Below are 20,361 nucleotides of genomic sequence, written 5' to 3'. Positions count from 1 at the left end.
CCAAGTGGAGAAGGTGACGTACGGACAGGTGCTTCGGGCACCCGGCACCGTCCCTCTCTACCTTGCCGCATTCCTCGCGAGAATCCCCATGATGGCCGTTCCGCTGGTCCTGACCCTGCTCGTCGTGGAAGGGCTCGGCGGCAGTTACGGCGAGGCCGGGATCGTCGCCGCGGTCGAGACCGTGGGCGCCGGGCTGGGTGCTCCGTGGCGGGGCCGGTTGATCGATGCGCTCGGGGTCCGGCGCGCCCTGCTCCCCTCGATCGCCGTCCTGTTCGTCGTGTACCCGCTCGCCACGATGGCGACCTACTTCTGGCTGCTCCCCCTGGCCTTCGTGGCCGGCCTGTTCCTGGCGCCGGTCCACTCCATCGTGCGCGTCTCGTTGGCGGCGAACCTGCCGACCTCACACCACCGCAGCGCCTTCGCGCTCGACTCGGTGATGGCCGAGGCGTCCTTCATCATCGGTCCGGCCGCCGCCGGCGCCCTGGTCGTCGCGGCCTCCCCGCAGACGGCGCTGGTCGCCGTCGGGGCGACGGTCGGCGTGGGCCTGGCGATCCTGTGGTGGCTCGATCCGCCGACGCGCAGCACCGACGAGCCGCTGGCGCCGCGCGTCCGCGGGTTCGGCTGGGTCACGCGCGACCTGGTCTTCCTCTTCCTGGTGTCCGCCGGCGCGATGATCGCGCTGATGGCCACCGACCTGGGCATCATCGCCTCGTTGCGCGAGCTGGACGCGATCGGACTGGTCGGCGTCGTGTACCTGGGCTGGGGGCTCTCGTCGCTGGTCGGCGGGCTGGTCTACGGCATGCGGCCGGCGTCGATCCGCCCGACCCGCCTGCTGCTGGTGATGGGGCTGCTGACCATGCCGGTCGGCATCGCGCACGCGCCGTGGACCCTCGCGCTGGCCGCCATCCCGGCCGGGCTGCTGTGCGCGCCGATCATGACGGCCTGCAGCGAGTACATTTCGCGGCTGACCGACGAGGCCCGGCGTGGCGAGGCGATGGGCTGGCAGGCGTCGGCGTTCACGGCCGGCGGCGCCCTCGGGGCCCCGCTCGTCGGGACCGCGATCGACCAGTGGGGCGCAGCCGCGGGCTTCGCCGCCGGTGGCGCGATCGCGGCGCTGATCGCGCTGGTCGCGATCGGTGGTCAGCGCGGACCGCGAGCCTCCTCGACCCCCGGGTCGCGCGTCCACGTCTAGTCGACGAGGAACCCGTCGGCCACGAGCTGCGCCACCACGGGCGTGTAGACCTGCCGCAACTCGCGGGGGTCGCGGTCGAGGATCTGCGCCAGCGCGTCGAGGATCTGCCCGGCGGTCAGGTCGCCGTCGCAGGCCGAGAGCAGGCCGGCCTCGATCGTGTCGACCTGGCGCGAGGGCCGCAGTCCGCCCGTCCGCAGCACGCGGATGAGGGCGGGGTCCTCGGCGCCGACGGGTCCGGCCGTCTCCTGCAGGACGTCGGTCCCGAGACGCCACCGGTGCGCCAGCAGGTCACCGGAGGCCAGGGCGTCGGCGCGCCCCGCCCAGGCGAGGAAGTCCGCGCCGACCGGCTGGGCGACCGGCGCCGTCCACTCCTCGATCCGCACCTGCGGGACGTCGCGACCGGCCTTGCGCAGCGTGATCCAGCCGAAGCCCATGGCCTCGGTGCCCTGCTCGGCGAACCAGGAGAGCCAGCGGTCGTAGCGCTCGACGTGGCCCGGCGCATGCCGCAGGCCGGCGTCGGCGAGCCACATCTCGGCGTACTCGGGCAGGTCGACCCGCTCGCGCTGGACCACCCACGCGTCGAGACCGGTCGGCTCGATCCACGCGGCCAGCCGCTCCTGCCACGGCACGCCGTCCTCGTGGATCCACGCCGCCAGCAGCTGGCACCAGCCCTCGTCGTTCAGGTGACGGTCGGCGCCCATGACGATCCGGCGGACCACCTCGTCGCCGGGGAACCCGGTCTCGCGGTAGACGAGCCGGTCGCCCTCGGGCGGCGAGACGACGAAGGGCGGGTTGGTGCAGATCAGGTCGAAGCGCTCGTCGGCCACCGGCTCGAACAGGCTGCCCGCGCGCACGTCGACGTCCAGTCCGTTCAGGGCCGCCGTCAGCGCGGCCAACTCGACGGCGCGCGGGTTGACGTCGGTCGCGACGACGTCGCGGGCATGTCCGGTGAGGTGGAGCGCCTGCACGCCGCAGCCCGTGCCCAGATCGAGCGCGCGGCCCACCTGGGGCCGCACCGTGAGCTGGGCGAGCGACGAGGAGGCCTCGCTGATGCCGAGCACGTAGAGCGGGTCGCGGGGGTTCTCGCGACCGTCGAGGCCCGGAGTGAGGTCGCAGACGACCCACCAGTCGTGCTCCTCGTCGCCGTAGGGGCGCAGGTCGAGCAGCGCCCGCGCCTCGTCCCCGTCCACCGTGACGAGGCCGAGCGCCTGGGCGGCGGTCCACGCCGGGCCGAAGGCGGCCTCCGCGGCCGAGCGCGGCACCGGTGCCTGCAGCTGGAAGAGCCGGATCAGGGTGGACAGCGACGACCCGTCGGCCGTGGCACGCAGGCCCGGGACGGTCTCGGAGCGCGCCAGCGCTCGCCACGCCTCATCGCCCAGGACCCCGTGGACGGCGTCGACGGTGAAGCCGGCGATGGCCTCACGCAGTCGCGCGACATGCGTGTCGGTCACCGTCAGGAGACCAGCTCGTCGATCGAGGCGTGCAGGCCGAAGACCTTGTCCAACCCGGTGATGGCGAAGATGCGCAGCAGTCGTTCGCTGGTGCAGATGATGTCGAGCGAGCCGTTGTCCGCCCGGACGCGCTTGAGCGCGCCGACGAGCACCCCGAGTCCGGTGGAGTCCAGGAAGGCCACGTTCTCGATGTCGATCACGAGCCGGGTGTGTCCGTCGTCGATCGCGCCGACGACGACCTCGCGCAGGCGCGGCGCGGTGTAGACGTCGATCTCCCCCGCGACCTCGACCACGTGGAACGGCGGCGACTCACGTTCGGTGAGCGTCAGATCCATGACCGCATTCAATCATCTGGAACCGATTCTCCCCACATGAACGACGCGCGGCGCCCCCGTCAGGTCCGTGCGGGAGACTTCGAGCATGCAGTTGCACCCGGCTCTCGCGCGTCACAGCGAGCGACTGGTGCACATCCAGCACCACCCCGCGGTCGAACCGGTCGTCGAACCGTGGCCCGAGTGGATCGACCCCGAGGTCCGTGAGCTCTTCGCCGCCGAGGGTGCCGACGTCCTGTGGGGACACCAGGCCGAGGCGCTGGCCGCGCTGCACGACCGACGCCACGTCGTCGTGGCCACCGGGACCGCGTCGGGCAAGTCCCTCGTCTACCAGGCCGCCGCCCTGCAGGCGCTGCGCGACGGTCGCGGCGGCTCGTCGCTGTCCGGTGCGCGCCGTCCCTCGGTGCTCTACCTAGCGCCCACCAAGGCGCTGGCGGCCGACCAGCTGCGCCGCCTGCCGGTCGCCGCGGGCCTGCGCCCGGCCACGGTCGACGGTGACAACAGCCGCGAGCAGCGCGCCTGGGCGCGCGACCACGCCAACTGGGTGCTGGCCAACCCCGACATCCTGCATCGCACGATCCTGCCCACCCACGAGCGGTGGGCTCGTCTGCTGGCCGGGCTGCGCGTCGTGGTCATCGACGAGTGCCACCACTACCGCGGGGTCTTCGGCGCCCATGTCGCCCTGATCCTGCGACGCCTGCGCCGGATCTGCCAGCACTACGGCGCCGACCCGCTGTTCGTGCTCTCCTCGGCCACGGTCGCCGAGCCCGCCGCCTCGGCCGAACGCCTGCTGGGCGCCCCGGTCACCGCCGTCACCGAGGACGCCTCGCCGCACGCGGCGCGCACCGTCGCGTTCTGGCAGCCGCCTCTGCGGGCCAGTCGCGAGGGGGTCGAGTTCCGCCGCGCCGCGGGCTCGGAGGCCGCCGATCTGCTGACCGACCTGGTGGTGGACGGCACCCGCACCCTCGTGTTCGTCCGCTCCCGGCGCGGCGCCGAGCAGCTCGCGATGACGACACGACGGGCGCTGGGCGAGGTGCACCCCGAGCTGGCCGACCGGGTCGCGACCTACCGGGGCGGGTACCTGCCCGAGGAGCGGCGTGAACTGGAGTCGCGGCTGCGCTCGGGGGACCTGCTCGGACTGGCCAGTACCAACGCCCTCGAGCTGGGGATCGACGTGGCCGGGCTCGACGCGGTCGTCTCGGTCGGGTTCCCGGGGACCCGCGCCGCCCTGTGGCAACAGTGGGGCCGCGCCGGACGCGCCGGGGTGGACAGCATCGGCGTGATGATCGCGCGCGACGACCCGCTCGACTCCTTCCTGGTGAACCACCCCGAGGCCGTGCTGGGCGCACCGGTCGAGGCGACCGTCTTCGACCCCGAGAACCCCTACGTCCTCGGACCCCACCTCGCGGCCGCCGCCCAGGAGCTGCCCCTGACCGAGGCCGACTTCGACCGCTTCGGCCCCCGCGCCGGCGAGGGCGTGGCGGCGCTCGAGGCCGCCGGGATGCTGCGGCGCCGCGCGTCCGGCTGGTTCTGGACCAGCCGCGAGCGCGCGGCCGACCTGGCCGACATCCGCTCGGCGGGTGGGCACCCCGTCCAGATCGTCGAGGGCAGCACGGGCCGCCTCGTCGGCACGGTCGACGCGGGCTCGGCCGACGCCGAGGTCCATGAGGGCGCAATCTACGTCCACCGCGGCGAGGACCACCTGGTCGAGGCCTACGACCCCGAGCAGGGCACCGCCGTCGTGCGGCGGGCCGAGGTGCACCACACCACGAGCGCCCGGACCGCGACCGCCGTGACCATCGTCGAGCAGCGCCGCGAGGTGCAGTGGGGGCCGGCGACCATCGCGTTCGGTGACGTCGAGGTGGTCAGTCAGGTCGTGGGCTACCAGATCCGCGACCGCAGCACGGGCCGGATCATCGGCGAGGAGCCGCTGGACCTGCCCGAGCGCACCCTGCCCACGGCTGCGGTCTGGTGGACGCTCGACACGGACGTCGCCCTGGGCCTGATGGACCCCGAGGCGCTGCCGGGCGCGGCCCACGCCGCCGAGCACGCCGCCATCGGGATCCTGCCGCTGCTGGCGACGTGCGACCGCTGGGACATCGGCGGCCTCTCGACCGCCCACCACCCCGACACGGGGCGGCTCACCGTCTTCGTCCACGACGGTCACCGCGGCGGTGCCGGCTTCGCCGAACGGGGCTACGAGCAGATGGCCGCGTGGCTGCGGATGACGCGCCAGACGATCAGTGACTGCGCGTGCCGCGACGGGTGTCCGTCCTGCGTGGTGTCGCCGAAGTGCGGCAACGGCAATCACCCGCTGGACAAGGCCGGAGCGGTCGTTCTGCTGGACGCCGTGCTGGGCTCCTGCCTCGACTGAGCACGCGACCGCAGTGCTCTCCCGCCGCCCGTTCTCCCCGGGTCGGCCGCGCTGCTGACGAATTGCCGGGTCATGCGACTCGTGCAACGGTGGGGAGGTTTGCACCGTCCCACCCGTCACATTGTTCAGGAGAGATTGCATGGCCACCGGCCTCGACCGACCGATCGATGACGTCCGTGAACCGGAACTCGAGCCACAGCCGGAGTCCCGGCTGGACCGTGCGGTCTTCGGTATCGCCGCGGTCCTGGCGCTCGCGGTCGTCACCTGGGGTCTGGTCGACCAGGCCTCCCTCGGGAGCCGTGCGGCACAGGCCCAGTCCTGGGTGATCGAGTACACCGGCTGGCTCTACGTCCTGTCGACCACCGGCTTCGTCGTGTTCGCCATCTGGGTGGCCGCGAGCCGTTACGGCAAGATCCCGCTGGGCCGCGACGGCGAGCGGCCCGAGTTCCGCACGACGTCGTGGATCGCGATGATGTTCAGCGCGGGGATGGGCATCGGCCTCATGTTCTGGGGCGTGGCCGAGCCGTTGACGTTCTACCTCTCGCCGCCGCCGGGCACCGTCGAGGCCGGCACCGACGGCGCCGCCCAGGTCGCGATGGCCCAGACGCTGTTCCACTGGACGTTGCACCCGTGGGCCGTCTACGCGGTCGTGGGTCTGGCGATCGGCTACGGCACCTTCCGCCTGGGCCGCCCGCAGTTGATCTCCTCGGCCTTCACGAAGCTGCTCGGGCGCAAGCAGACCCGCGGCCCGCTCGGCAAGGCGATCGACATCATGGCGATCTTCGCGACACTGTTCGGCTCCGCCGCCTCGCTGGGCCTGGGCGCTCTGCAGATCGGCGCCGGCATCGAGCACAACGGTTGGGTCGACAGCGTGGGCGAGACCCTGGTCGTCGTGATCATCGTCGTGCTGACGATCCTGTTCATCCTCTCGGCCGTGTCGGGTGTCGCCCGCGGCATCCAGTGGCTGTCCAACATCAACATGGTGCTGGCCCTGGTGCTGGCGGCGTTCGTCTTCATCGCCGGCCCGACGCTGACGATGCTCAACCTGATCCCCACCTCGATCGCCGACTACGTGGCCATGCTGCCCGAGATGGCCGGGCGCACGAACGCCAACGGCGCCGCCCTCGCGGACTGGCTGGGTGCCTGGACGATCTTCTACTGGGCCTGGTGGGTGTCCTGGACGCCGTTCGTCGGCATGTTCATCGCGCGCATCAGCCGTGGTCGCACGATCCGTCAGTTCGTCACCGGCGTCCTGCTCGTGCCCAGCATGGTCAGCCTCGTCTGGTTCGCGATCTTCGGCGGCGCCGGCATCCACGACGCCGAGGCGATCACGGGCGCCGACGGGGTCGTGGACTCCAACTACGCCCTGTTCGACCTGCTGCAGCAGTACCCGCTCGCGTCGGTCATGACGGTGCTCGTCATGGTCCTGGTCGGCATCTTCTTCGTGTCCGGCGCCGATGCCGCCTCGCTGGTGATGGGCACCCTGACGCAGCGCGGCTCGATCCACCCGTCGACCTGGAACGTCATCTTCTGGGGCGCGCTGACCGGCGCCGTGGCGGCGATCATGCTGCTGATCGCCGACCCGGGCGACCCGGTCGCCCTGCAGGGCCTGCAGGCGCTGACGATCGTCGCGTCGCTGCCGTTCCTGCTGGTGATGGTGCTGCTGTGCGTGTCGCTCTACCGCGACCTGCGCGAGGACCCGATCATCCTGCGCGAGGACCTGGCACAGACCCTCGTCGAGGAGGCCGTCATCGTCGGCGTCGACCGCCACGGTGAGGACTTCTCCCTCGTGGTCGAGGAGAGCACGACGGGCTGGCCCGAGGAGGACATCCCCACGAAGTCCGATCGGGACGACTGAGCCCGACCCGGCCCGGTGCCTCACTCGAGGTACCAGGCCGGGGCGGCTCGCGCCCGCTGCTCGGCCGCCCACCGGCCGATCGCCCACCGTGGTCCCGCCGCGCGCACCGTGACCGTGGCGACGTCGGCGTCCATCCGGCACTGTCGCAGCCTGGCCCCGTTGTCCTGCGCCAGCTCGCGAGCCACGGCGCACGGATCGCGTCCCTCGACACTGGCCTGCGAGGCGGCGAGCGCGGCCAGATCGGCGGCCGCAGCAGCGCGCTGACGCAGCCCGACGGCGAGCGCGACCTGCAGACAGGCGAAGGCCACGAAGCACACCAGGACGGTCAGCCCGAGCGCCTGGACGGTGGCCGAGCCCCGTTCGCGGATCACTCGACCACCGCCACCGACCGGCCCACCAGGTCGAGGTGGACCCCCGGCACGAGCGGCAACCGGGCCCGGAACCGGACCGTGACCCCGGCCCGTCCCCCGGCCAGCCTGATGTCGACCGCGGAGCCCGGCGCACTGTCGCGGGCCACCCGGCGGGCATCGCCCGCGTCCTGCCCCCGCGCCATGACCCGCGCCCCGTCGCGGGCGGCGTCGGAGACGCGCATCTGGGTCAGGCCCAAGGACACGACCCACGTCAGCACGAAGGCCACGAGGACGACGAACGGCAGCACCATCGCCGTCTCGGCGGTGATCATCCCCCGCTCACGACGCGTCACCACGGCCACCTCAGGATCTCGGGCAGGGTGAGCGAGAACGAGCGGGCGAGGTGATCGAGGACGAACTCGCGCAACCAGTTCGCGAGGATGGGCTCGGGGCCGACGAGGACCCCGGCGATCGTCGCCGCACCGAGAGCGGCCACCGCGTACTCGGCGGTGACCTGGCCCCGCTCGCCGCGGCCGTCCGGATCGATTCGATGCATCGCACTACCTCCTGGGTGGGGGTGGGGCCCCACGGCACCCGTGCACCCGGGTGCCGTGGGATCGAGGTCAGAACGGCAGCAGGTCGGGGATCTTGCCGATGACGTCCTGCAGGAGATCGCCGAACCAGTCGGACTGCCCGATCTTCACCAGGACGCCGCCGATGGTGCAGGCGCCGAGCGTGCCCACGGCGTACTCGGACGTGCTCATGCCCCGCTCGTCGGCTCGGGCGGCGACGCGGCGCAGGGCGTTGATCATCTTCATGGGATGTCCTTTCAACGGATGATGTGACACCTGAAGATGGAGATCGGGACGCCTGATCTGCGGCGGCCCGAGCCGGTTGGGGACAACGCCGCCGCGCGGGGACAGGTTGGGGAGAACTCAGAAGCCGACCGAGCCCAGTGCGGCCAGCACCGTCGGTGCCACACCCACGAGCACGAACGCCGGCAGCAGGCACAGCCCCATCGGCAGGGTGGTGCGGACGCCCACCCGACCGACGGTCTCCCGCCGCTCGGCCCAGGCCCGCCGACGCAGGTCCGCGGCGGTGTCGCGCATCAACGGCACGATCGCCGCCCCCGAGGTCTCGGCCCGCGCGAAGGCCCGACCGACCGGCTCCAGGGCGCTGCCGTCCAGCGAACGCCACGCGACGGCGGGATCGGCGGCGAGCCGGACGCGATGAGCGAGCGCCTGCAGCTCATCGCCTAGCGGTGGCGGGGTGTGCACCGCGACCAGCCGGACCGCCTCCTGCGGCGAGCGGCCCGCCGCCAGCACCGCAGCGACGAGGTCCAGCGCGAGCGGCGCCTGACGGACGAGCATGGCCCGGCGCCGCTTCGTCCGCTCGGTCTCCCACCCCGAGACCTGCCGATGCAGGAAGGGCGCCACCGCGACGCCGACGACCAGCCCGACCGGGCCGAGCAGGAGCAACGCCAGCACCGGGACCGAGACGGCGACGACCAAGGGCGGCCCGGGGCGGACGAAGCCCGCGGTGCCTCCGTTCACCCGCCGGGCCCGACGCCCGGCCGGCCCGGGCACGGCGACGAGGAACGCCGCCGCGACCAACAAGGCGGCCGGCAGGGCGCCCGTCACGACCCGGTCTCCACACCATCGGCGATGAGTTCGATCCACCGCACCCCGGCCAGGGCGAAGCCGACACCGGCGGCCACGCACAGCGCCCCGGGAACGGTGGTGAGCACCACGTGGAGCGGATCGACGCCCAGGCCGGAACCCAGTCCCAGACCGAGCGGGGGCATGGCCACCATCAGTGCCGCCGTGGCCCGTGCCGGCGCCACACCGGACGCGAGCTCACGCTCGAGCTCTCGCTCCTCGCGGAGCGTCTCGCGCACCTGCTCCAGCGTCGGGGACAGCGGCGCTCCGCACGATTCGGCGACCGCCCAGGCCCGACCGATCTCGGCCAGCGGGTGTGCGCCGTCGCGCCGCCCCTCAGCGACGAGCGCTGCCGGAACATCGCCCCCGCCGGCCGCCGCCACGGCGGCCGAGCCGAGCGCGCCCGTGTCGGCGGCCGCTCGCTGGAGCGCCACGACGGGCGGGGCGCCGGTGCGCAGCTCGGCCACGAGTCCGTCGATCACGCCCTGGCACTCCTCACGCACCACGGTGCGGCGCCGGCGGGCCCGGCCGCGGCGCCAGCGTGTGCCCGCGCTCACGGCGACGGCCACCAACGTCCACGCCACGATGGTGGGAGCGGCGGGAAGCAGCACCAGGCTGAGACAGAGCACCCCGGCGACCGCCACCACGCCCTCGCGCCGTCCGGGTCGTGGCCAGCGAGCGGCCGTCACCCGCACCCGCACCCACGACCACGGCGGCCGCCAGACCAGGACCGTGGTGAACACGAGAGCCGCGCACAGTGCTCTCACGGGTCGACGACCCGGCCCCGGCGCACCACGAGCCGGGACCGCACCACCAACCGCCCCCGGTGGTTCGCGTCGACGTCCGCCACGGCCGCGACCTCGCGGTGTCCGTCCGCGTGACGAACGACGTGGACGACCGCGTCCAGTCCGGCTGCGACCTGGGCGTGGACGGCGTCGCGACTCAGGCCGGCGGCGATGCCCAGCGCCTCCATCCGCGCCGGGACGTCATCGGGCGCATTGGCGTGGACCGTGCCGCACCCACCCTCGTGCCCGGTGTTGAGGGCGGCGAGCAGGTCGACCACCTCGGCGCCACGCACCTCACCCACGACGATCCGGTCGGGCCGCATGCGCAGCGCCTGGCGGACGAGGTCCCGCAGGCCCACCGTCCCGGCGCCCTCGATGTTGGGCGGCCGCGCGACCAACCCGACGACATGGGGATGGTCGGGCCGCAGCTCGTCGGAGTCCTCGACCACGACGATCCGCTCCGTCGCGGGAACCAGGCCGAGCAGGGCGGACAGGACGGTGGTCTTCCCCGAGCCGGTGCCGCCGGTGACGAGGAAGCTGCGTCTGGAGGCGATGAGCTCGCGCAGCCACCGGCCCATCTCCGGCGCCACCGAGCCCCGCTCCTCCAACTCGGCCAACGCGAGCGTCCGGCGCGCGGGCACCCGCAGCGAGATGACGGTGCCCGTGCGGGCCACCGGCGACAGGACGGCGTGCAGGCGCGTCCCGTCCGCGAGCCGCCCGTCGACCCAGGGCGACGCGTCGTCGAGCCGGCGCCCGGCGGAGGCCGCGAGCCGTTGCGCCAGCCGGCGCACGGTCGGCTCGTCCGCGAAGGTGACCTCGGGCCGACGGACCAGGCCGTCACCCGCGTCGACGTACACACCGGAGGAACCGTTCACCAGCACGTCCGTGATCCCCGGCAGTGCCAGCAGCGGCTGCAAGACCCCCGCCCCGAGCACCTCGCTGCGCAGCTGTTCGACGATTGCGAGCACCGTGGTGCTGCCCCACAGCTGGTCCTCGGCCCGGAGCGCCTCAGCCACCGTGTGCGGCGTGGGCTCGGCACCCGAGCCGGCCAACCGGCGCCGCACCCGTTCGACGACCGCTCCGTCGACCGGGCTCATCGCAGCCCGACGGTGTCGAGGATCCGGCGTGCCGCCGAGCGCACGGTCCTGGCGCGCAACGGTCCGAGTCCGTGCTCGAGGTCGGCCGGCAACCGCCGCGAGGTCCCCAGGTCGGCCAGCACGGGCAGCCCCAGCTCACGCCCCACGGCCGCGGAGGCCAGGGCACCGGGAGCCGTGCGCGTGACGACGGCCAGGGCACCGGACCAGTCGCCGAGCCGCTCGACGAGGGCACGTGCCGCGACGACGCCCCGCACGTGACGAGGAACGACCACGACCGTGAGAACCGAGCGGGAGACCAGCTCGCGGCCGAGTCCGTCCAGGTGCCGCGGGACGTCGGCGACGACCACGTCGAATCCGCGCATCGCCGCCGCGATCACGGGCGTGGCACCCTCCACGGGCCGTCCCGAGCGCGCGAACGAGACGAGCGCGAGTCCGCGATGCACCGGCAGGCTCGACACGAGCTCGGCCGCGCCGACGTGGCCGATGGCGCCGTCGAGGTCGTCCCAACGGGATCCGGTCGCGTGCTCGGCGCCCGCGACCAGGTCGAGGCCGCCGCCCATCGGGTCGCCGTCGACGAGCACCGGCGCGAGATCACGGGTCGCCGCCAGCCCCGCCGTCGCGGCGGCGAGGGTGGAGGCACCGACGCCGCCGACGGCACCGACCACCGTGATCGCGCAGGCCTCGCCCGATCCGTCCAGGGCCCGCACGAGAGCACCGACGATCGCCGCATCCTCGCTTCCGGCCAGGACGTCGCGCGCGCCCAGGTCGAGTGCCTCGCGCCAGGCGAGGCCGGGATCGGCGGCCACGACGAGCACCTCGTCACGGCGCGGCAGGCCGACGGCCAGGAGCGAGTCCACGTCACGCTCGTCGACCAGGACCGCCGGTGCCGAGCGCCAGGACCGGCGGACCCGATCGAGGTCGGTGACGGTCTCCGGCTCGTGCCCGGCGGCGGCGCACCACCGGCGGGCACTCTCGGCGAAGGTCTCGTCCCGCGTGACGACCAGGGGCGGGGCGGAGCGTTCACGATCGTCCATGGCCCCACCCTCGCGACCCCGGGCGACGGGCGGCAGAGGGCAGCGACCGGCTGTGGACGGCCGCGCCGGTGTGACGCACGTTGTGGACCAATGTCGGTGTCCACGAGGCGGGAGCGCCTAGTGTGGGACGCATGTCGACAGCAGCGGGGCGTCCCGCCGCCTTCTTCGACCTCGACAAGACCATCATCGCGAGGTCCAGCACGCTTGCCTTCAGCAAGTCGCTCTTCGCCGAGGGTCTGCTCAGCCGGCGCTCCGTCCTGCGCAGCGCGTACGCCCAGTTGGTGTTCAGCACCGGCGGCGCCGATCACGACATGCTCGAGAAGATGCGCAAGGAGATCAGCAAGATGGTCACGGGCTGGGAGGCCCAGGCCGTCCGCCAGATCGTCCGCGAGGCGCTCTACGAGGTCATCGAGCCGCTGGTCTACGCCGAGGCGCTCGAGCTGATCGAGCAGCACCGCGAGGCCGGCAACGACGTCATCATCGTGTCGGCCTCCGGGTCCGAGATGGTCGAGCCGATCGCGCAGATGCTGGGCGCCACTCACGCCATCGCGACCCGCCTCGAAGAGGTCGACGGTCGCTACTCGGGTCGCATCCTGCAGTACTGCTACGGCCCCAACAAGGTCACCGCGATGCGCGAGCTGGCCGAGCGCGAGGGCTACGACCTCTCCCGCAGCTTCGCCTACTCCGACTCCCAGACCGACATCCCGATGCTCGAGGCGGTCGGGCACCCCTTCGCGGTCAACCCCGACAAGGGCCTGCGTCGCCGCGCCACGGAGGAGGGCTGGCCGATCCTGACCTTCGAGCGGCCCACCGCCCTGCGCTCGCGGCTGATGCCCGAGTCCACGACCGGCAAGGCGATGGCGCTGGGCGGACTCGCCGCCTCAGCCTCGCTGCTGGCGCTGGGCATCACCGCCGCGCTGCGGCGACGGGCTCGCCCCGAGACCTTGTGATCCGGGCCGTCGCGGGGCACAGTGGGACGGGAGAACACCACAGCAGCCCGCACCCCAGTACCCACGCGGCGACCTCCCTTCCTACAGGGCAATCGCAGGTCGGGACATCCGCACCCTGATGCACGCGGCCCCGGGGCGATGATCGAAATAGCACGCTTGGTAGCAGCGGTTCGGGCTCTCGACGGCGTCGGACCTGTCCGGCGCCGTCGTCCTGCGAGCAGCCTCAGCGCGAGGCCAGCGGGGACGCCTCGGCGCCCCGCGTGAACGCCTCGGCCGCGTACAGCAGCCACTGGTGGACGCCCGTCTCCTCGGCGCCGTAGGCGGCCAGCGCCCCGAAGTAGTCCGGAGCCGCCGCCACGTGCCCGGCCTCGGGCACCGTGACCGACGCGGGGTCGACACCGCGCGCGACCAGGACGAGCCGCTCGGCCGCGCGGGCCACGACGCCGTTGTGCGAGACGAAGGCGCCGGCGGCGGCGATCTCGGCGTGCGTCAGGGCCGCCACGACCAGTCCGGGCGCCTCGGTCTTGCGGCTCAGGAGGCTGGCCAACAACGTCAGTCGCGCGGTTCCCTCGGGATTGACCGGGCGTCCCAGATCGCTGTCGGGGACCGAGCCGGCCGCGGCCAGCGCGTGCAGCCGGGCCATCGCCTGGACGGGCGAGCGCTGCCAGATCGGCAGCAGGCCCAACAGCTCGGTCGAGAGGCGGACGGCGGCGCGGGCGGTGGCGTCACCGCCGCCGGCGGCCAGCTCGTCGAGGTCGCACTCGCTGCCCTCGAGGGTCGCGGTGGCCCAGGCGCCGATCAGCAGCGATCGCGCCGTGTCGTCGGGCGTGCTGCGGCGCAGTCCGCGGTCCCGCAAGATCGCGTCCATCCCGTCTCGGGCGGCGCGGAACGCCGACGGGACGCCCTCGAGGGAGGCGGCGGCGATGAAGGGATCGGACACGAAAGCAGCGTACCCAGCGCGCGTCCGGGCCCAAGCCGTGCCCGACGGTAGCCTCGGAACGTGGACGTCATCCCTGCACAGCGCGCCGCCAAGTGGATGGTGGGCGACCGGTTGTCCACCGTGCTGCACCTGGGAGACGGCGGTCTGGCGTACGAATTGGCCGAGCAGGGCCACGACGTCACGGTGCTCGGTGACGAGGTCGAGCAGGTGCGCAACCCGGACCTGTCGTACATCCGCTCCGGCGGCGACCGGCTGCCGCTGCGCTCCTCGACCTTCGACGTGGTCATCACCCCGTTCTTCGAGGAGTCGCCCGCTGCGCTGGCCGAGTACGCGCGGGTGCTGGTGCCCGGCGGCCTGCTGTCGAGCATGAGCCGCCGCTACGACGACTCCATCCCGTGGATGCGCCGGTTGCGGGCCATCACGGGCGATCGCGACGCCCCCGAGCCCGCGGTCGACACCTTCTCGGCGTCCGGCCTGTTCGGCACGCCCGAGGTCGAGGTGTTCAACGCGTGGGAGGAGCTCGACCTGCCCCACCTGATCCGCTTCGCCGAGCAGACCCGCCGCCCCTCGGTGCCCGAGTCCGCCCTCGGTGCCGTCCACGACCTGTGGCGCGAGTACTCCACCGGCACCGCCAAGCTGCGCCTGCGGCACGAGACCCGCTGCATCCGGGCGGTCGTCGACAAGTCGGCGCTGGCCTCGGAGCCGGACCCGCCGGCCGCGATCCTGCTCTCGCTGGACTGACGTGGACCCTGTCGACGTCGCGATCGCCCTGGCCGTCGCGGCCGTGCTCGCCGGGCTGGCGCTGCTGGCCCGGTGGATCCTGCTGAGCCGACGTCGCAGTCTCGGATCGCCCGAGGACCGAGCGACCTATGAGACGCTGCACACCGCGTCGCTCGCCGCGCCCGCGCTGCGCGCCGGCCTCGACGCCGAGAGTGCCGCCCGGGCCCTGCCCCACCTGCGTCAGCTGATCGGCGCCCGCACGGTCGGCCTCACCGACACCCACGGTCCGCTGGGCTGGGCCGGCGAGGACGAGACCGAGCAGACCGCCGAGCTGGTGGCGGTCGCGCTGGAGCACGGCCGGACGCAGGCGTCGAACCGGGTCATCGTCGCCCCGGTGTCGGTCGAGGGCCGGGTCGTGGGCAGCATCGTCGTGGTCGACGCCAGCGCCTCGGCCGGCATGGCACGCACCGCGACCGAGGTGGCCGGCTGGGTGTCGAGCCAGCTCGAGCTGGCCGAGCTGTCGGCCTCGCGCACCGCCCTCATGGAGGCCGAGCTGCGCGCGCTGCGCGCCCAGATCTCCCCGCACTTCATCTACAACTCGCTCGGCGCGATCGCCTCGTTCGTCCGCACCGATCCCGAGCGGGCCCGCGAGCTGCTCCTGGAGTTCGCCGACTTCACCCGGTACTCCTTCCGTCAGCACGGCGACTACACGACCCTGGCCGAGGAGCTCCGCTCGATCGAGCGCTACCTCGTGCTCGAGAAGGCGCGCTTCGGCGACCGGCTGCGCGTCACGACCCGCATCGCCCCGGAGGTCCTGAGCCTCACGGTGCCGTTCCTGACGATCCAACCGCTGGTCGAGAACGCGGTGCGCCACGGACTCGAGCGCAAGCCGGGCCCCGGCACCTTGACGGTCATCGCCGAGGACGCGGGCGCGGAGTGCGTCATCTCGATCGAGGACGACGGCGTCGGCTCCGACCCCGAGACGGTGCGGGCGGCGCTCGGCGGCCGCACCAGCTCGCCGTCGGTGGGCCTGGCGAACGTCGACGAGCGGCTGCGCACCGTCTACGGCAACGACCACGGCCTCGTCGTGGAGACGGCGCCGGGCCTGGGCACGAAGGTCACGTTGCGGATCCCGAAGTTCACCCCCACCACGGTCGACTGATCGTCCGTAGACTTGCGCGGTGAGGTTTCTCAACGATCTGCAGCCCAGCCACGACCTGACGTACAACGACGTCTTCATGGTCCCCGGACGTTCCGAGGTGGCGTCGCGCTTCGACGTCGACCTGTCGACCGCAGACGGGACCGGCGCCACCCTGCCGCTGGTGGTCTCCAACATGACCGCCGTCGCCGGGCGACGCATGGCCGAGACCGTCGCCCGCCGCGGCGGCATCGCGATCCTGCCGCAGGACATCCCGCTGGACATCGTCGCCGAGACGGTCAGCCGGGTGAAGGCCGCGCACCTCGTCTACGACACCCCCGTCGTGCTCACCCCGACCATGACGGTCGGCGAGGCGCTGAGCCTCGTCCCCAAGCGCGCCCACGGCGGTGCGGTCGTCGTCGAGTCGCTCGAGGGCCCCGAGATGAAGGTCATCGGCGTCTTCACCCCGCAGCAGGCCGCCGAGATCGACCGGTTCGCCCAGGTCCGCGAGGTCATGCTGACCGATCCGTTCGTGCTCGAGGCCGGTGGCGACCCCCGCGAGATGTTCAACGAGCTGTCCGGGCAGCACGTGCCCTTCGCCCCCGTCGTCGACGGCGGTGCGCTGGCTGGCGTGCTGACCCGCAAGGGCGCGCTGCGCTCGACGATCTACACCCCCGCGACCGATCCCCAGGGCCGGCTCGTCGTCGGTGCCGCGATCGGCATCAACGGCGACGTGCGCCGCAAGGCCGAGGAGCTCGTCGCAGTCGGCGTGGACGTCCTCGTCGTCGACACGGCGCACGGCCACCAGGCGAAGATGTTCGACGCCCTGCCGATCGTCCGCGAGGTCCGCGACGCGCACGAGGCCGCCACGGGGCGCCGCGTGCCGATCGCGGCCGGCAACGTCGTCTCGGCGTCGGGCGTGCGCGACCTCGTCGCGGCCGGTGCCGACATCGTCAAGGTCGGCGTGGGTCCCGGCGCGATGTGCACCACCCGCATGATGACCGGCGTCGGTCGGCCCCAGTTCTCGGCCGTGCTCGAGTGCGCCGACGCCGCCCGCGAGCTCGGTGCCCACGTGTGGGCCGACGGCGGCGTGCGCTGGCCGCGCGACGTGGCGCTCGCCCTGGCCGCCGGTGCCGGATCGGTGATGATCGGCTCGTGGTTCGCGGGCACGCACGAGAGCCCCGGCGACCTCATGCACGGTGCCGACGGACGTGCCTACAAGGAGTCGTTCGGCATGGCGTCCTCGCGCGCCGTGGCCAACCGCACCCGCGACGCCGCCGGCTTCGAGCGGGCGCGCATGGCGCTGTTCGAGGAGGGCATCTCGACCTCGCGGATGTTCCTCGATCCGGAGCGTCCGGGCGTCGAGGACCTGATCGACCAGATCACCGCCGGTGTGCGCTCGTCGTTCACCTACGCGGGCGCGCGATCGCTGGCCGAGTTCGCCGAGCGCGCCGTCGTGGGCCTGCAGTCCAGCGCGGGCTACGACGAGGGTCGCCCCCTGCACGCCTCCTGGTGACCGCGCGAGCGGCCGTGATGGGATGAGGCCGTGCAGATCCGGGAGATGACCGAGTCCGACTGGCCGCAGGTGTGGCCGTTCTTCCAGGAGATCGTCCGGGCGGGCGAGACCTACGCCTATCCGCTGGACCTCACCTCCGAGCAGGCACGTGAGCTGTGGACGAAGCCGGCGCCGGGACGCACCGTGGTCCTCGAGGACGACGGCATCGTCCTGGGCAGCGCCGCGATGGGCCCCAACCGGCCCGGTCGCGGCAGCCACGTGGGCACCGCCTCGTTCATGGTGTCGCCGCAGGCGCGCGGCCGCGGGGTCGGGCGCCGCCTGGGCGAGCACGTGGTCCAGTGGCACCGCGACTCCGGCTACCGAGCGATCCAGTTCAACGCCGTGGTCGAGACCAACACGGCCGCCGTCGTACTGTGGAGGTCGCTGGGCTTCGAGATCATCGGCACCGTGCCGGAGGCGTTCGACTCGCGCGCGCACGGCCTCGTCGGCCTGCACGTGATGCACCTGCCGCTGGAGCCGTTCAGCGCAGGATGAGCGCGAGGCCTCGGGCGAAGGAGGCGTCGAGGTCGGGATCCTCGGCCACGATGCCGACCTGGGCGGCCTGGCGGTGCATCTGCGTGGCCTGGGTGTGGCCGAAGACGTAGAGCAGCAGCGTGCGCGCCACGTCGGGCGAGGTGATCGCGGCCAGCTCGTTCTCGATCCGCGAGTCGCCCAGCCGGAACGCGGACGCCGTCGCGACGACGTCGGCCCCGTCGCGGACGGCCATCATCGCCTCACGCAGGGCGAGCGCGGCCTTCTGGGGATCCGCGCCCACCTCGACGTCAGCGACGATGCGGTCGGCCATGAGCGCGAGCAGCGTCTGCTTGTCCGGGACGTGATGGTAGAGCGCGCTGGGCTGGACGCCGAGCTCGCCGGCGACCCGGCGCATCGAGCAGAACTCGAGCCCGTACTGGTCGAGCACGCGCAACGCCCCGGAGACGACGTCATCGAGGGAGTTGGCCACGGGACCACTGTATCGGCTAGCCTGAACGCCGTTCAGGTGAACACCGTTCAGTCCGCCACGCAGGGAGCCCTCATGACCGGCACCACCACCCGCCCGGGTCGCAGCCACGTCGCCACCGACGTCGCACTCGTCGCCACCTTCGCGGCCTTCATCGCCGTCTGCGCGCAGTTCGCCCTCCCCTCGGTCAACGGGGTCGAGTTCAGCCTGCAGCCCTTCGCGGTCCTGCTGTGCGGTGCGGTGCTCGGTGCGCGGCGCGGCTTCCTCGCCGTCGTGCTCTACCTCGCGCTCGGGGCCGCGGGCCTGCCGGTCTTCGTCCAGGGTGGCAGCGGCGCGGGCCAGTTCGTCGGGACGACCGGCGGCTACCTGCTGACCTTCCCGCTCGTGGCCCTCGCGGCGGGCCTCGCCGCCCAGTGGTTCCGCGGTCCGCGGCGTCCGCTGGCCATCGTCATCGGTGGCGCGATTGGCATCGTGTTGAACTGGCTCGCCGGCGCCCTGAGCGTGAGCCTGGTGGCCAACCTGCCGTACAGCACGGCCGCCAAGACGCTCGCCGTCTTCCTGCCCGCCGACTTCGTCAAGCTCGCGATCGCCGCCGCCGTCGCGACGGCCGTGCATCGGGCCTTCCCCCAGCTGCTGGGACGCCGCTGACGATGATCCGGTTCGACGACGTCACCGTCCGGGTCCCCGGACCCGAGGACGACATCACTCTGCTCGAGGGCGTCTCCGCCGAGCTCGACGAGCGGCGCGTGGCCGTGATCGGCGGCAACGGTGGCGGCAAGTCGACCCTCGTCCGGCTGATCAACGGCCTGGTCGAGGCCAGCTCCGGGAGCGTGACCGTCGACGGGCTGGACGTGGCCAAGGACGCCTCGGCCGTGCGCCGCCGGGTCGGCTTCGTCTTCACCAACCCCACCTCGCAGCTGGTCATGCCGACGGTGGCGGAGGATGTCGCCCTGTCGCTGCGGCGCACGATCAAGGACCGACGCCGACGCACCGCGCGCGCGCTCGAGATCCTCGAGGAGTTCGGTTTGGCGCACCGCGCCGACACGAGCGTGCACGCGCTGTCGGGCGGCCAGCAGCAGCTCCTCGCCCTGGCCGGGGTGCTGGCCTGCGAGCCGTCGGTCGTCGTGGCCGACGAGCCCACCACCCTGCTCGACCTGCGCAACTCGCGCCTCGTCGCCGACCGGCTCTTCGCGCTCGAACAGCAGCTCGTCCTGGTCACGCACGACCTCGAGCTGGCCGCGCGCTGCGACCGGGCCCTCGTCGTCGAGTCCGGCCGGATCGCCTTCGACGGACCGGCTCCGGAGGCCGTCGAGCACTACCGCGCCAGCGTGCCGGCATGAGGCGCTCGCTGGGCCTGGGCCTGTACGTGCCGGGCGACACCGTCCTGCACCGCCTGTCGCCCGGCCCCAAGCTGCTCGGCCTGCTCGTCCTGAGCATCGGCATCGTCGCCGCCCGAGGTCCGTGGCTGCCGGTCGGCGTCTTCGTCGTCGCGATCGCGACCGCCCTATGGGTCGGGATGTCGCCGCGGACCCTCGCCGCGGCCTTGCGTCCGGTCGCGATCGTCATGGTGGTCGCCGTCGGCTTCCAGTGGTGGATGAACGGCTGGCAGTTGGCCCTGGAGGTCTTCGCCACCGTGCTCGCACTCGTCGTCGCCGCGGCGATCCTCACGACGACGACCCCGACCGACGAGATGCTCGACTCGATCGTGCGGTGGCTCGGGCCGTTCCGGCGCTTCGGCGTGAACCCCGAGGTCGTCGCGCTGGCGTTCTCGCTGGTGATGACCTCGATCCCCACCCTGTTCACGATCTTCGGCGAGACCCGCGACGCCGCCAACGCCCGCGGCCTCGGCCGGAGCCCGAAGGCGACGCTGACGCCGGCGGCGATCCGCGTCGTCGCGCACGCGTACGCCACCGGCGATGCGCTCCATGCGCGCGGAATCCTCGATGACCCGGACGAGGGTGACTAG

23 protein-coding genes are annotated in these 20,361 nt (G+C 73.0%); 11 read left to right on the top strand and 12 right to left on the bottom strand.

Annotation, left to right across the window (positions count from 1 at the left end):
• The first annotated feature begins 4 nt into the window (after positions 1 to 4).
• Positions 5 to 1,192: an MFS transporter gene (locus H9L21_RS00990; RefSeq protein WP_369412430.1), complete on the top strand. Its 1,188-nt coding sequence runs from the start codon at positions 5 to 7 to the stop codon at positions 1,190 to 1,192.
• On the opposite strand, the gene H9L21_RS00985 is transcribed toward H9L21_RS00990, so the two are convergent.
• A complete protein-coding gene (locus H9L21_RS00985) occupies positions 1,189 to 2,643 on the bottom strand; it encodes a DUF7059 domain-containing protein (RefSeq protein ID WP_255467121.1) in 1,455 nt (484 codons plus the stop codon). The genes H9L21_RS00990 and H9L21_RS00985 overlap by 4 nt on opposite strands.
• Positions 2,644 to 2,645: 2 nt before the next feature.
• Positions 2,646 to 2,978, bottom strand: a complete 333-nt coding sequence (locus tag H9L21_RS00980; protein ID WP_154596053.1) for an STAS domain-containing protein — start codon at positions 2,976 to 2,978, stop codon at positions 2,646 to 2,648.
• Positions 2,979 to 3,063: 85 nt separating this feature from the next.
• On the opposite strand from H9L21_RS00980, the gene H9L21_RS00975 reads away from it, so the two are divergent.
• Together H9L21_RS00975 and H9L21_RS00970 are read left to right on the top strand one after the other, a co-directional pair.
• Complete coding sequence (locus H9L21_RS00975; protein ID WP_154596054.1) at positions 3,064 to 5,349, top strand: DEAD/DEAH box helicase; 2,286 nt, start codon at positions 3,064 to 3,066, stop codon at positions 5,347 to 5,349.
• Between the two features lie 139 nt (positions 5,350 to 5,488).
• Positions 5,489 to 7,207, top strand: a complete 1,719-nt coding sequence (locus H9L21_RS00970; protein ID WP_154596055.1) for a BCCT family transporter — start codon at positions 5,489 to 5,491, stop codon at positions 7,205 to 7,207.
• A gap of 20 nt (positions 7,208 to 7,227) precedes the next feature.
• On the opposite strand, the gene H9L21_RS00965 is transcribed toward H9L21_RS00970, so the two are convergent.
• The 8 genes from H9L21_RS00965 to ssd form a co-directional block, all read right to left on the bottom strand.
• Positions 7,228 to 7,578: an Rv3654c family TadE-like protein gene (locus H9L21_RS00965; RefSeq protein ID WP_154596056.1), complete on the bottom strand. Its 351-nt coding sequence runs from the start codon at positions 7,576 to 7,578 to the stop codon at positions 7,228 to 7,230.
• Positions 7,575 to 7,910, bottom strand: coding sequence for a TadE family protein (locus H9L21_RS00960; RefSeq protein WP_154596057.1), 336 nt, complete (start codon positions 7,908 to 7,910; stop codon positions 7,575 to 7,577). The genes H9L21_RS00965 and H9L21_RS00960 overlap by 4 nt, the downstream gene beginning before the upstream one ends.
• Complete coding sequence (locus H9L21_RS00955) at positions 7,907 to 8,113, bottom strand: DUF4244 domain-containing protein (RefSeq protein ID WP_154596058.1); 207 nt, start codon at positions 8,111 to 8,113, stop codon at positions 7,907 to 7,909. Before H9L21_RS00955 ends, H9L21_RS00960 begins: the two co-directional genes overlap by 4 nt.
• Positions 8,114 to 8,180: 67 nt before the next feature.
• Positions 8,181 to 8,375 carry a DUF4244 domain-containing protein gene (locus H9L21_RS00950; RefSeq protein ID WP_222865812.1) on the bottom strand — a complete coding sequence of 65 codons (195 nt, stop codon included), beginning with the start codon at positions 8,373 to 8,375 and terminating at the stop codon, positions 8,181 to 8,183.
• 117 nt (positions 8,376 to 8,492) lie between these two features.
• Complete coding sequence (locus tag H9L21_RS00945; RefSeq protein ID WP_154596059.1) at positions 8,493 to 9,197, bottom strand: type II secretion system F family protein; 705 nt, start codon at positions 9,195 to 9,197, stop codon at positions 8,493 to 8,495.
• On the bottom strand, positions 9,194 to 9,982 hold the full coding sequence (locus H9L21_RS00940) for a type II secretion system F family protein (protein ID WP_154596060.1): 789 nt from the start codon (positions 9,980 to 9,982) through the stop codon (positions 9,194 to 9,196). Before H9L21_RS00940 ends, H9L21_RS00945 begins: the two co-directional genes overlap by 4 nt.
• Positions 9,979 to 11,097, bottom strand: a complete 1,119-nt coding sequence (locus H9L21_RS00935) for a TadA family conjugal transfer-associated ATPase (RefSeq protein WP_154596061.1) — start codon at positions 11,095 to 11,097, stop codon at positions 9,979 to 9,981. The genes H9L21_RS00940 and H9L21_RS00935 overlap by 4 nt, the downstream gene beginning before the upstream one ends.
• Positions 11,094 to 12,131 (bottom strand): septum site-determining protein Ssd, encoded by a 1,038-nt coding sequence (gene ssd / locus H9L21_RS00930; RefSeq protein ID WP_154596062.1) that lies wholly within the window; start codon positions 12,129 to 12,131, stop codon positions 11,094 to 11,096. Before ssd ends, H9L21_RS00935 begins: the two co-directional genes overlap by 4 nt.
• A 131-nt stretch (positions 12,132 to 12,262) precedes the next feature.
• Between ssd and H9L21_RS00925 the strand changes: the two genes are divergently transcribed.
• Complete coding sequence (locus H9L21_RS00925) at positions 12,263 to 13,081, top strand: HAD family hydrolase (RefSeq protein ID WP_154596063.1); 819 nt, start codon at positions 12,263 to 12,265, stop codon at positions 13,079 to 13,081.
• Positions 13,082 to 13,304: 223 nt separating this feature from the next.
• Here the strand turns inward: H9L21_RS00925 and H9L21_RS00920 are convergent, their stop codons facing one another.
• Positions 13,305 to 14,021, bottom strand: coding sequence for a Fic family protein (locus H9L21_RS00920; protein WP_187411669.1), 717 nt, complete (start codon positions 14,019 to 14,021; stop codon positions 13,305 to 13,307).
• Positions 14,022 to 14,081: 60 nt separating this feature from the next.
• Between H9L21_RS00920 and H9L21_RS00915 the strand changes: the two genes are divergently transcribed.
• Genes H9L21_RS00915 through H9L21_RS00900 form a run of 4 tightly spaced genes read left to right on the top strand, consistent with a single transcriptional unit; the run spans position 14,082 to position 17,929 of the window.
• Positions 14,082 to 14,762, top strand: a complete 681-nt coding sequence (locus H9L21_RS00915; RefSeq protein ID WP_154596064.1) for a class I SAM-dependent methyltransferase — start codon at positions 14,082 to 14,084, stop codon at positions 14,760 to 14,762.
• 1 nt (position 14,763) lies between these two features.
• On the top strand, positions 14,764 to 15,903 hold the full coding sequence (locus H9L21_RS00910) for a sensor histidine kinase (RefSeq protein ID WP_255467117.1): 1,140 nt from the start codon (positions 14,764 to 14,766) through the stop codon (positions 15,901 to 15,903).
• 19 nt (positions 15,904 to 15,922) lie between these two features.
• Positions 15,923 to 17,395 carry a GuaB1 family IMP dehydrogenase-related protein gene (locus H9L21_RS00905; RefSeq protein ID WP_187411668.1) on the top strand — a complete coding sequence of 491 codons (1,473 nt, stop codon included), beginning with the start codon at positions 15,923 to 15,925 and terminating at the stop codon, positions 17,393 to 17,395.
• A gap of 30 nt (positions 17,396 to 17,425) precedes the next feature.
• On the top strand, positions 17,426 to 17,929 hold the full coding sequence (locus H9L21_RS00900; protein WP_187411667.1) for a GNAT family N-acetyltransferase: 504 nt from the start codon (positions 17,426 to 17,428) through the stop codon (positions 17,927 to 17,929).
• Here H9L21_RS00900 and H9L21_RS00895 read toward each other — a convergent pair.
• Positions 17,916 to 18,398, bottom strand: coding sequence for a TetR/AcrR family transcriptional regulator (locus H9L21_RS00895; protein WP_187411666.1), 483 nt, complete (start codon positions 18,396 to 18,398; stop codon positions 17,916 to 17,918). The two genes, H9L21_RS00900 and H9L21_RS00895, sit on opposite strands and share 14 nt — an antisense overlap.
• 72 nt (positions 18,399 to 18,470) lie before the next feature.
• Between H9L21_RS00895 and H9L21_RS00890 the strand changes: the two genes are divergently transcribed.
• The 3 genes from H9L21_RS00890 to H9L21_RS00880 are packed head-to-tail and all read left to right on the top strand — an operon-like array spanning position 18,471 to position 20,361.
• Positions 18,471 to 19,043 carry a biotin transporter BioY gene (locus tag H9L21_RS00890; RefSeq protein WP_154596065.1) on the top strand — a complete coding sequence of 191 codons (573 nt, stop codon included), beginning with the start codon at positions 18,471 to 18,473 and terminating at the stop codon, positions 19,041 to 19,043.
• Positions 19,044 to 19,045: 2 nt separating this feature from the next.
• Positions 19,046 to 19,735 (top strand): energy-coupling factor ABC transporter ATP-binding protein, encoded by a 690-nt coding sequence (locus tag H9L21_RS00885; protein WP_154596066.1) that lies wholly within the window; start codon positions 19,046 to 19,048, stop codon positions 19,733 to 19,735.
• Positions 19,732 to 20,361, top strand: coding sequence for an energy-coupling factor transporter transmembrane component T family protein (locus tag H9L21_RS00880; RefSeq protein ID WP_154596067.1), 630 nt, complete (start codon positions 19,732 to 19,734; stop codon positions 20,359 to 20,361). The genes H9L21_RS00885 and H9L21_RS00880 overlap by 4 nt, the downstream gene beginning before the upstream one ends.

The sequence above is a fragment of the Aeromicrobium senzhongii genome (assembly GCF_014334735.1).
Taxonomy (GTDB): domain Bacteria; phylum Actinomycetota; class Actinomycetes; order Propionibacteriales; family Nocardioidaceae; genus Aeromicrobium; species Aeromicrobium senzhongii.
The sequence above is the reverse complement of the archived record's forward strand: the minus strand, read 5'-3'. Positions and strand labels throughout refer to the sequence as shown.

Excerpts from the sequence above, each read along its gene's own strand:
- H9L21_RS00980 (WP_154596053.1), bottom strand. The coding sequence starts at position 2,978 with ATGGATCTGACGCTCACCGAACGTGAGTCGCCGCCGTTCCACGTGGTC.
- H9L21_RS00975 (WP_154596054.1), top strand. The coding sequence starts at position 3,064 with ATGCAGTTGCACCCGGCTCTCGCGCGTCACAGCGAGCGACTGGTGCAC.
- H9L21_RS00970 (WP_154596055.1), top strand. The coding sequence starts at position 5,489 with ATGGCCACCGGCCTCGACCGACCGATCGATGACGTCCGTGAACCGGAA.
- H9L21_RS00955 (WP_154596058.1), bottom strand. The coding sequence starts at position 8,113 with ATGCATCGAATCGATCCGGACGGCCGCGGCGAGCGGGGCCAGGTCACC.
- H9L21_RS00950 (WP_222865812.1), bottom strand. The coding sequence starts at position 8,375 with ATGAAGATGATCAACGCCCTGCGCCGCGTCGCCGCCCGAGCCGACGAG.
- H9L21_RS00935 (WP_154596061.1), bottom strand. The coding sequence starts at position 11,097 with ATGAGCCCGGTCGACGGAGCGGTCGTCGAACGGGTGCGGCGCCGGTTG.
- ssd (WP_154596062.1), bottom strand. The coding sequence starts at position 12,131 with ATGGACGATCGTGAACGCTCCGCCCCGCCCCTGGTCGTCACGCGGGAC.
- H9L21_RS00925 (WP_154596063.1), top strand. The coding sequence starts at position 12,263 with ATGTCGACAGCAGCGGGGCGTCCCGCCGCCTTCTTCGACCTCGACAAG.
- H9L21_RS00890 (WP_154596065.1), top strand. The coding sequence starts at position 18,471 with ATGACCGGCACCACCACCCGCCCGGGTCGCAGCCACGTCGCCACCGAC.
- H9L21_RS00885 (WP_154596066.1), top strand. The coding sequence starts at position 19,046 with ATGATCCGGTTCGACGACGTCACCGTCCGGGTCCCCGGACCCGAGGAC.
- H9L21_RS00880 (WP_154596067.1), top strand. The coding sequence starts at position 19,732 with ATGAGGCGCTCGCTGGGCCTGGGCCTGTACGTGCCGGGCGACACCGTC.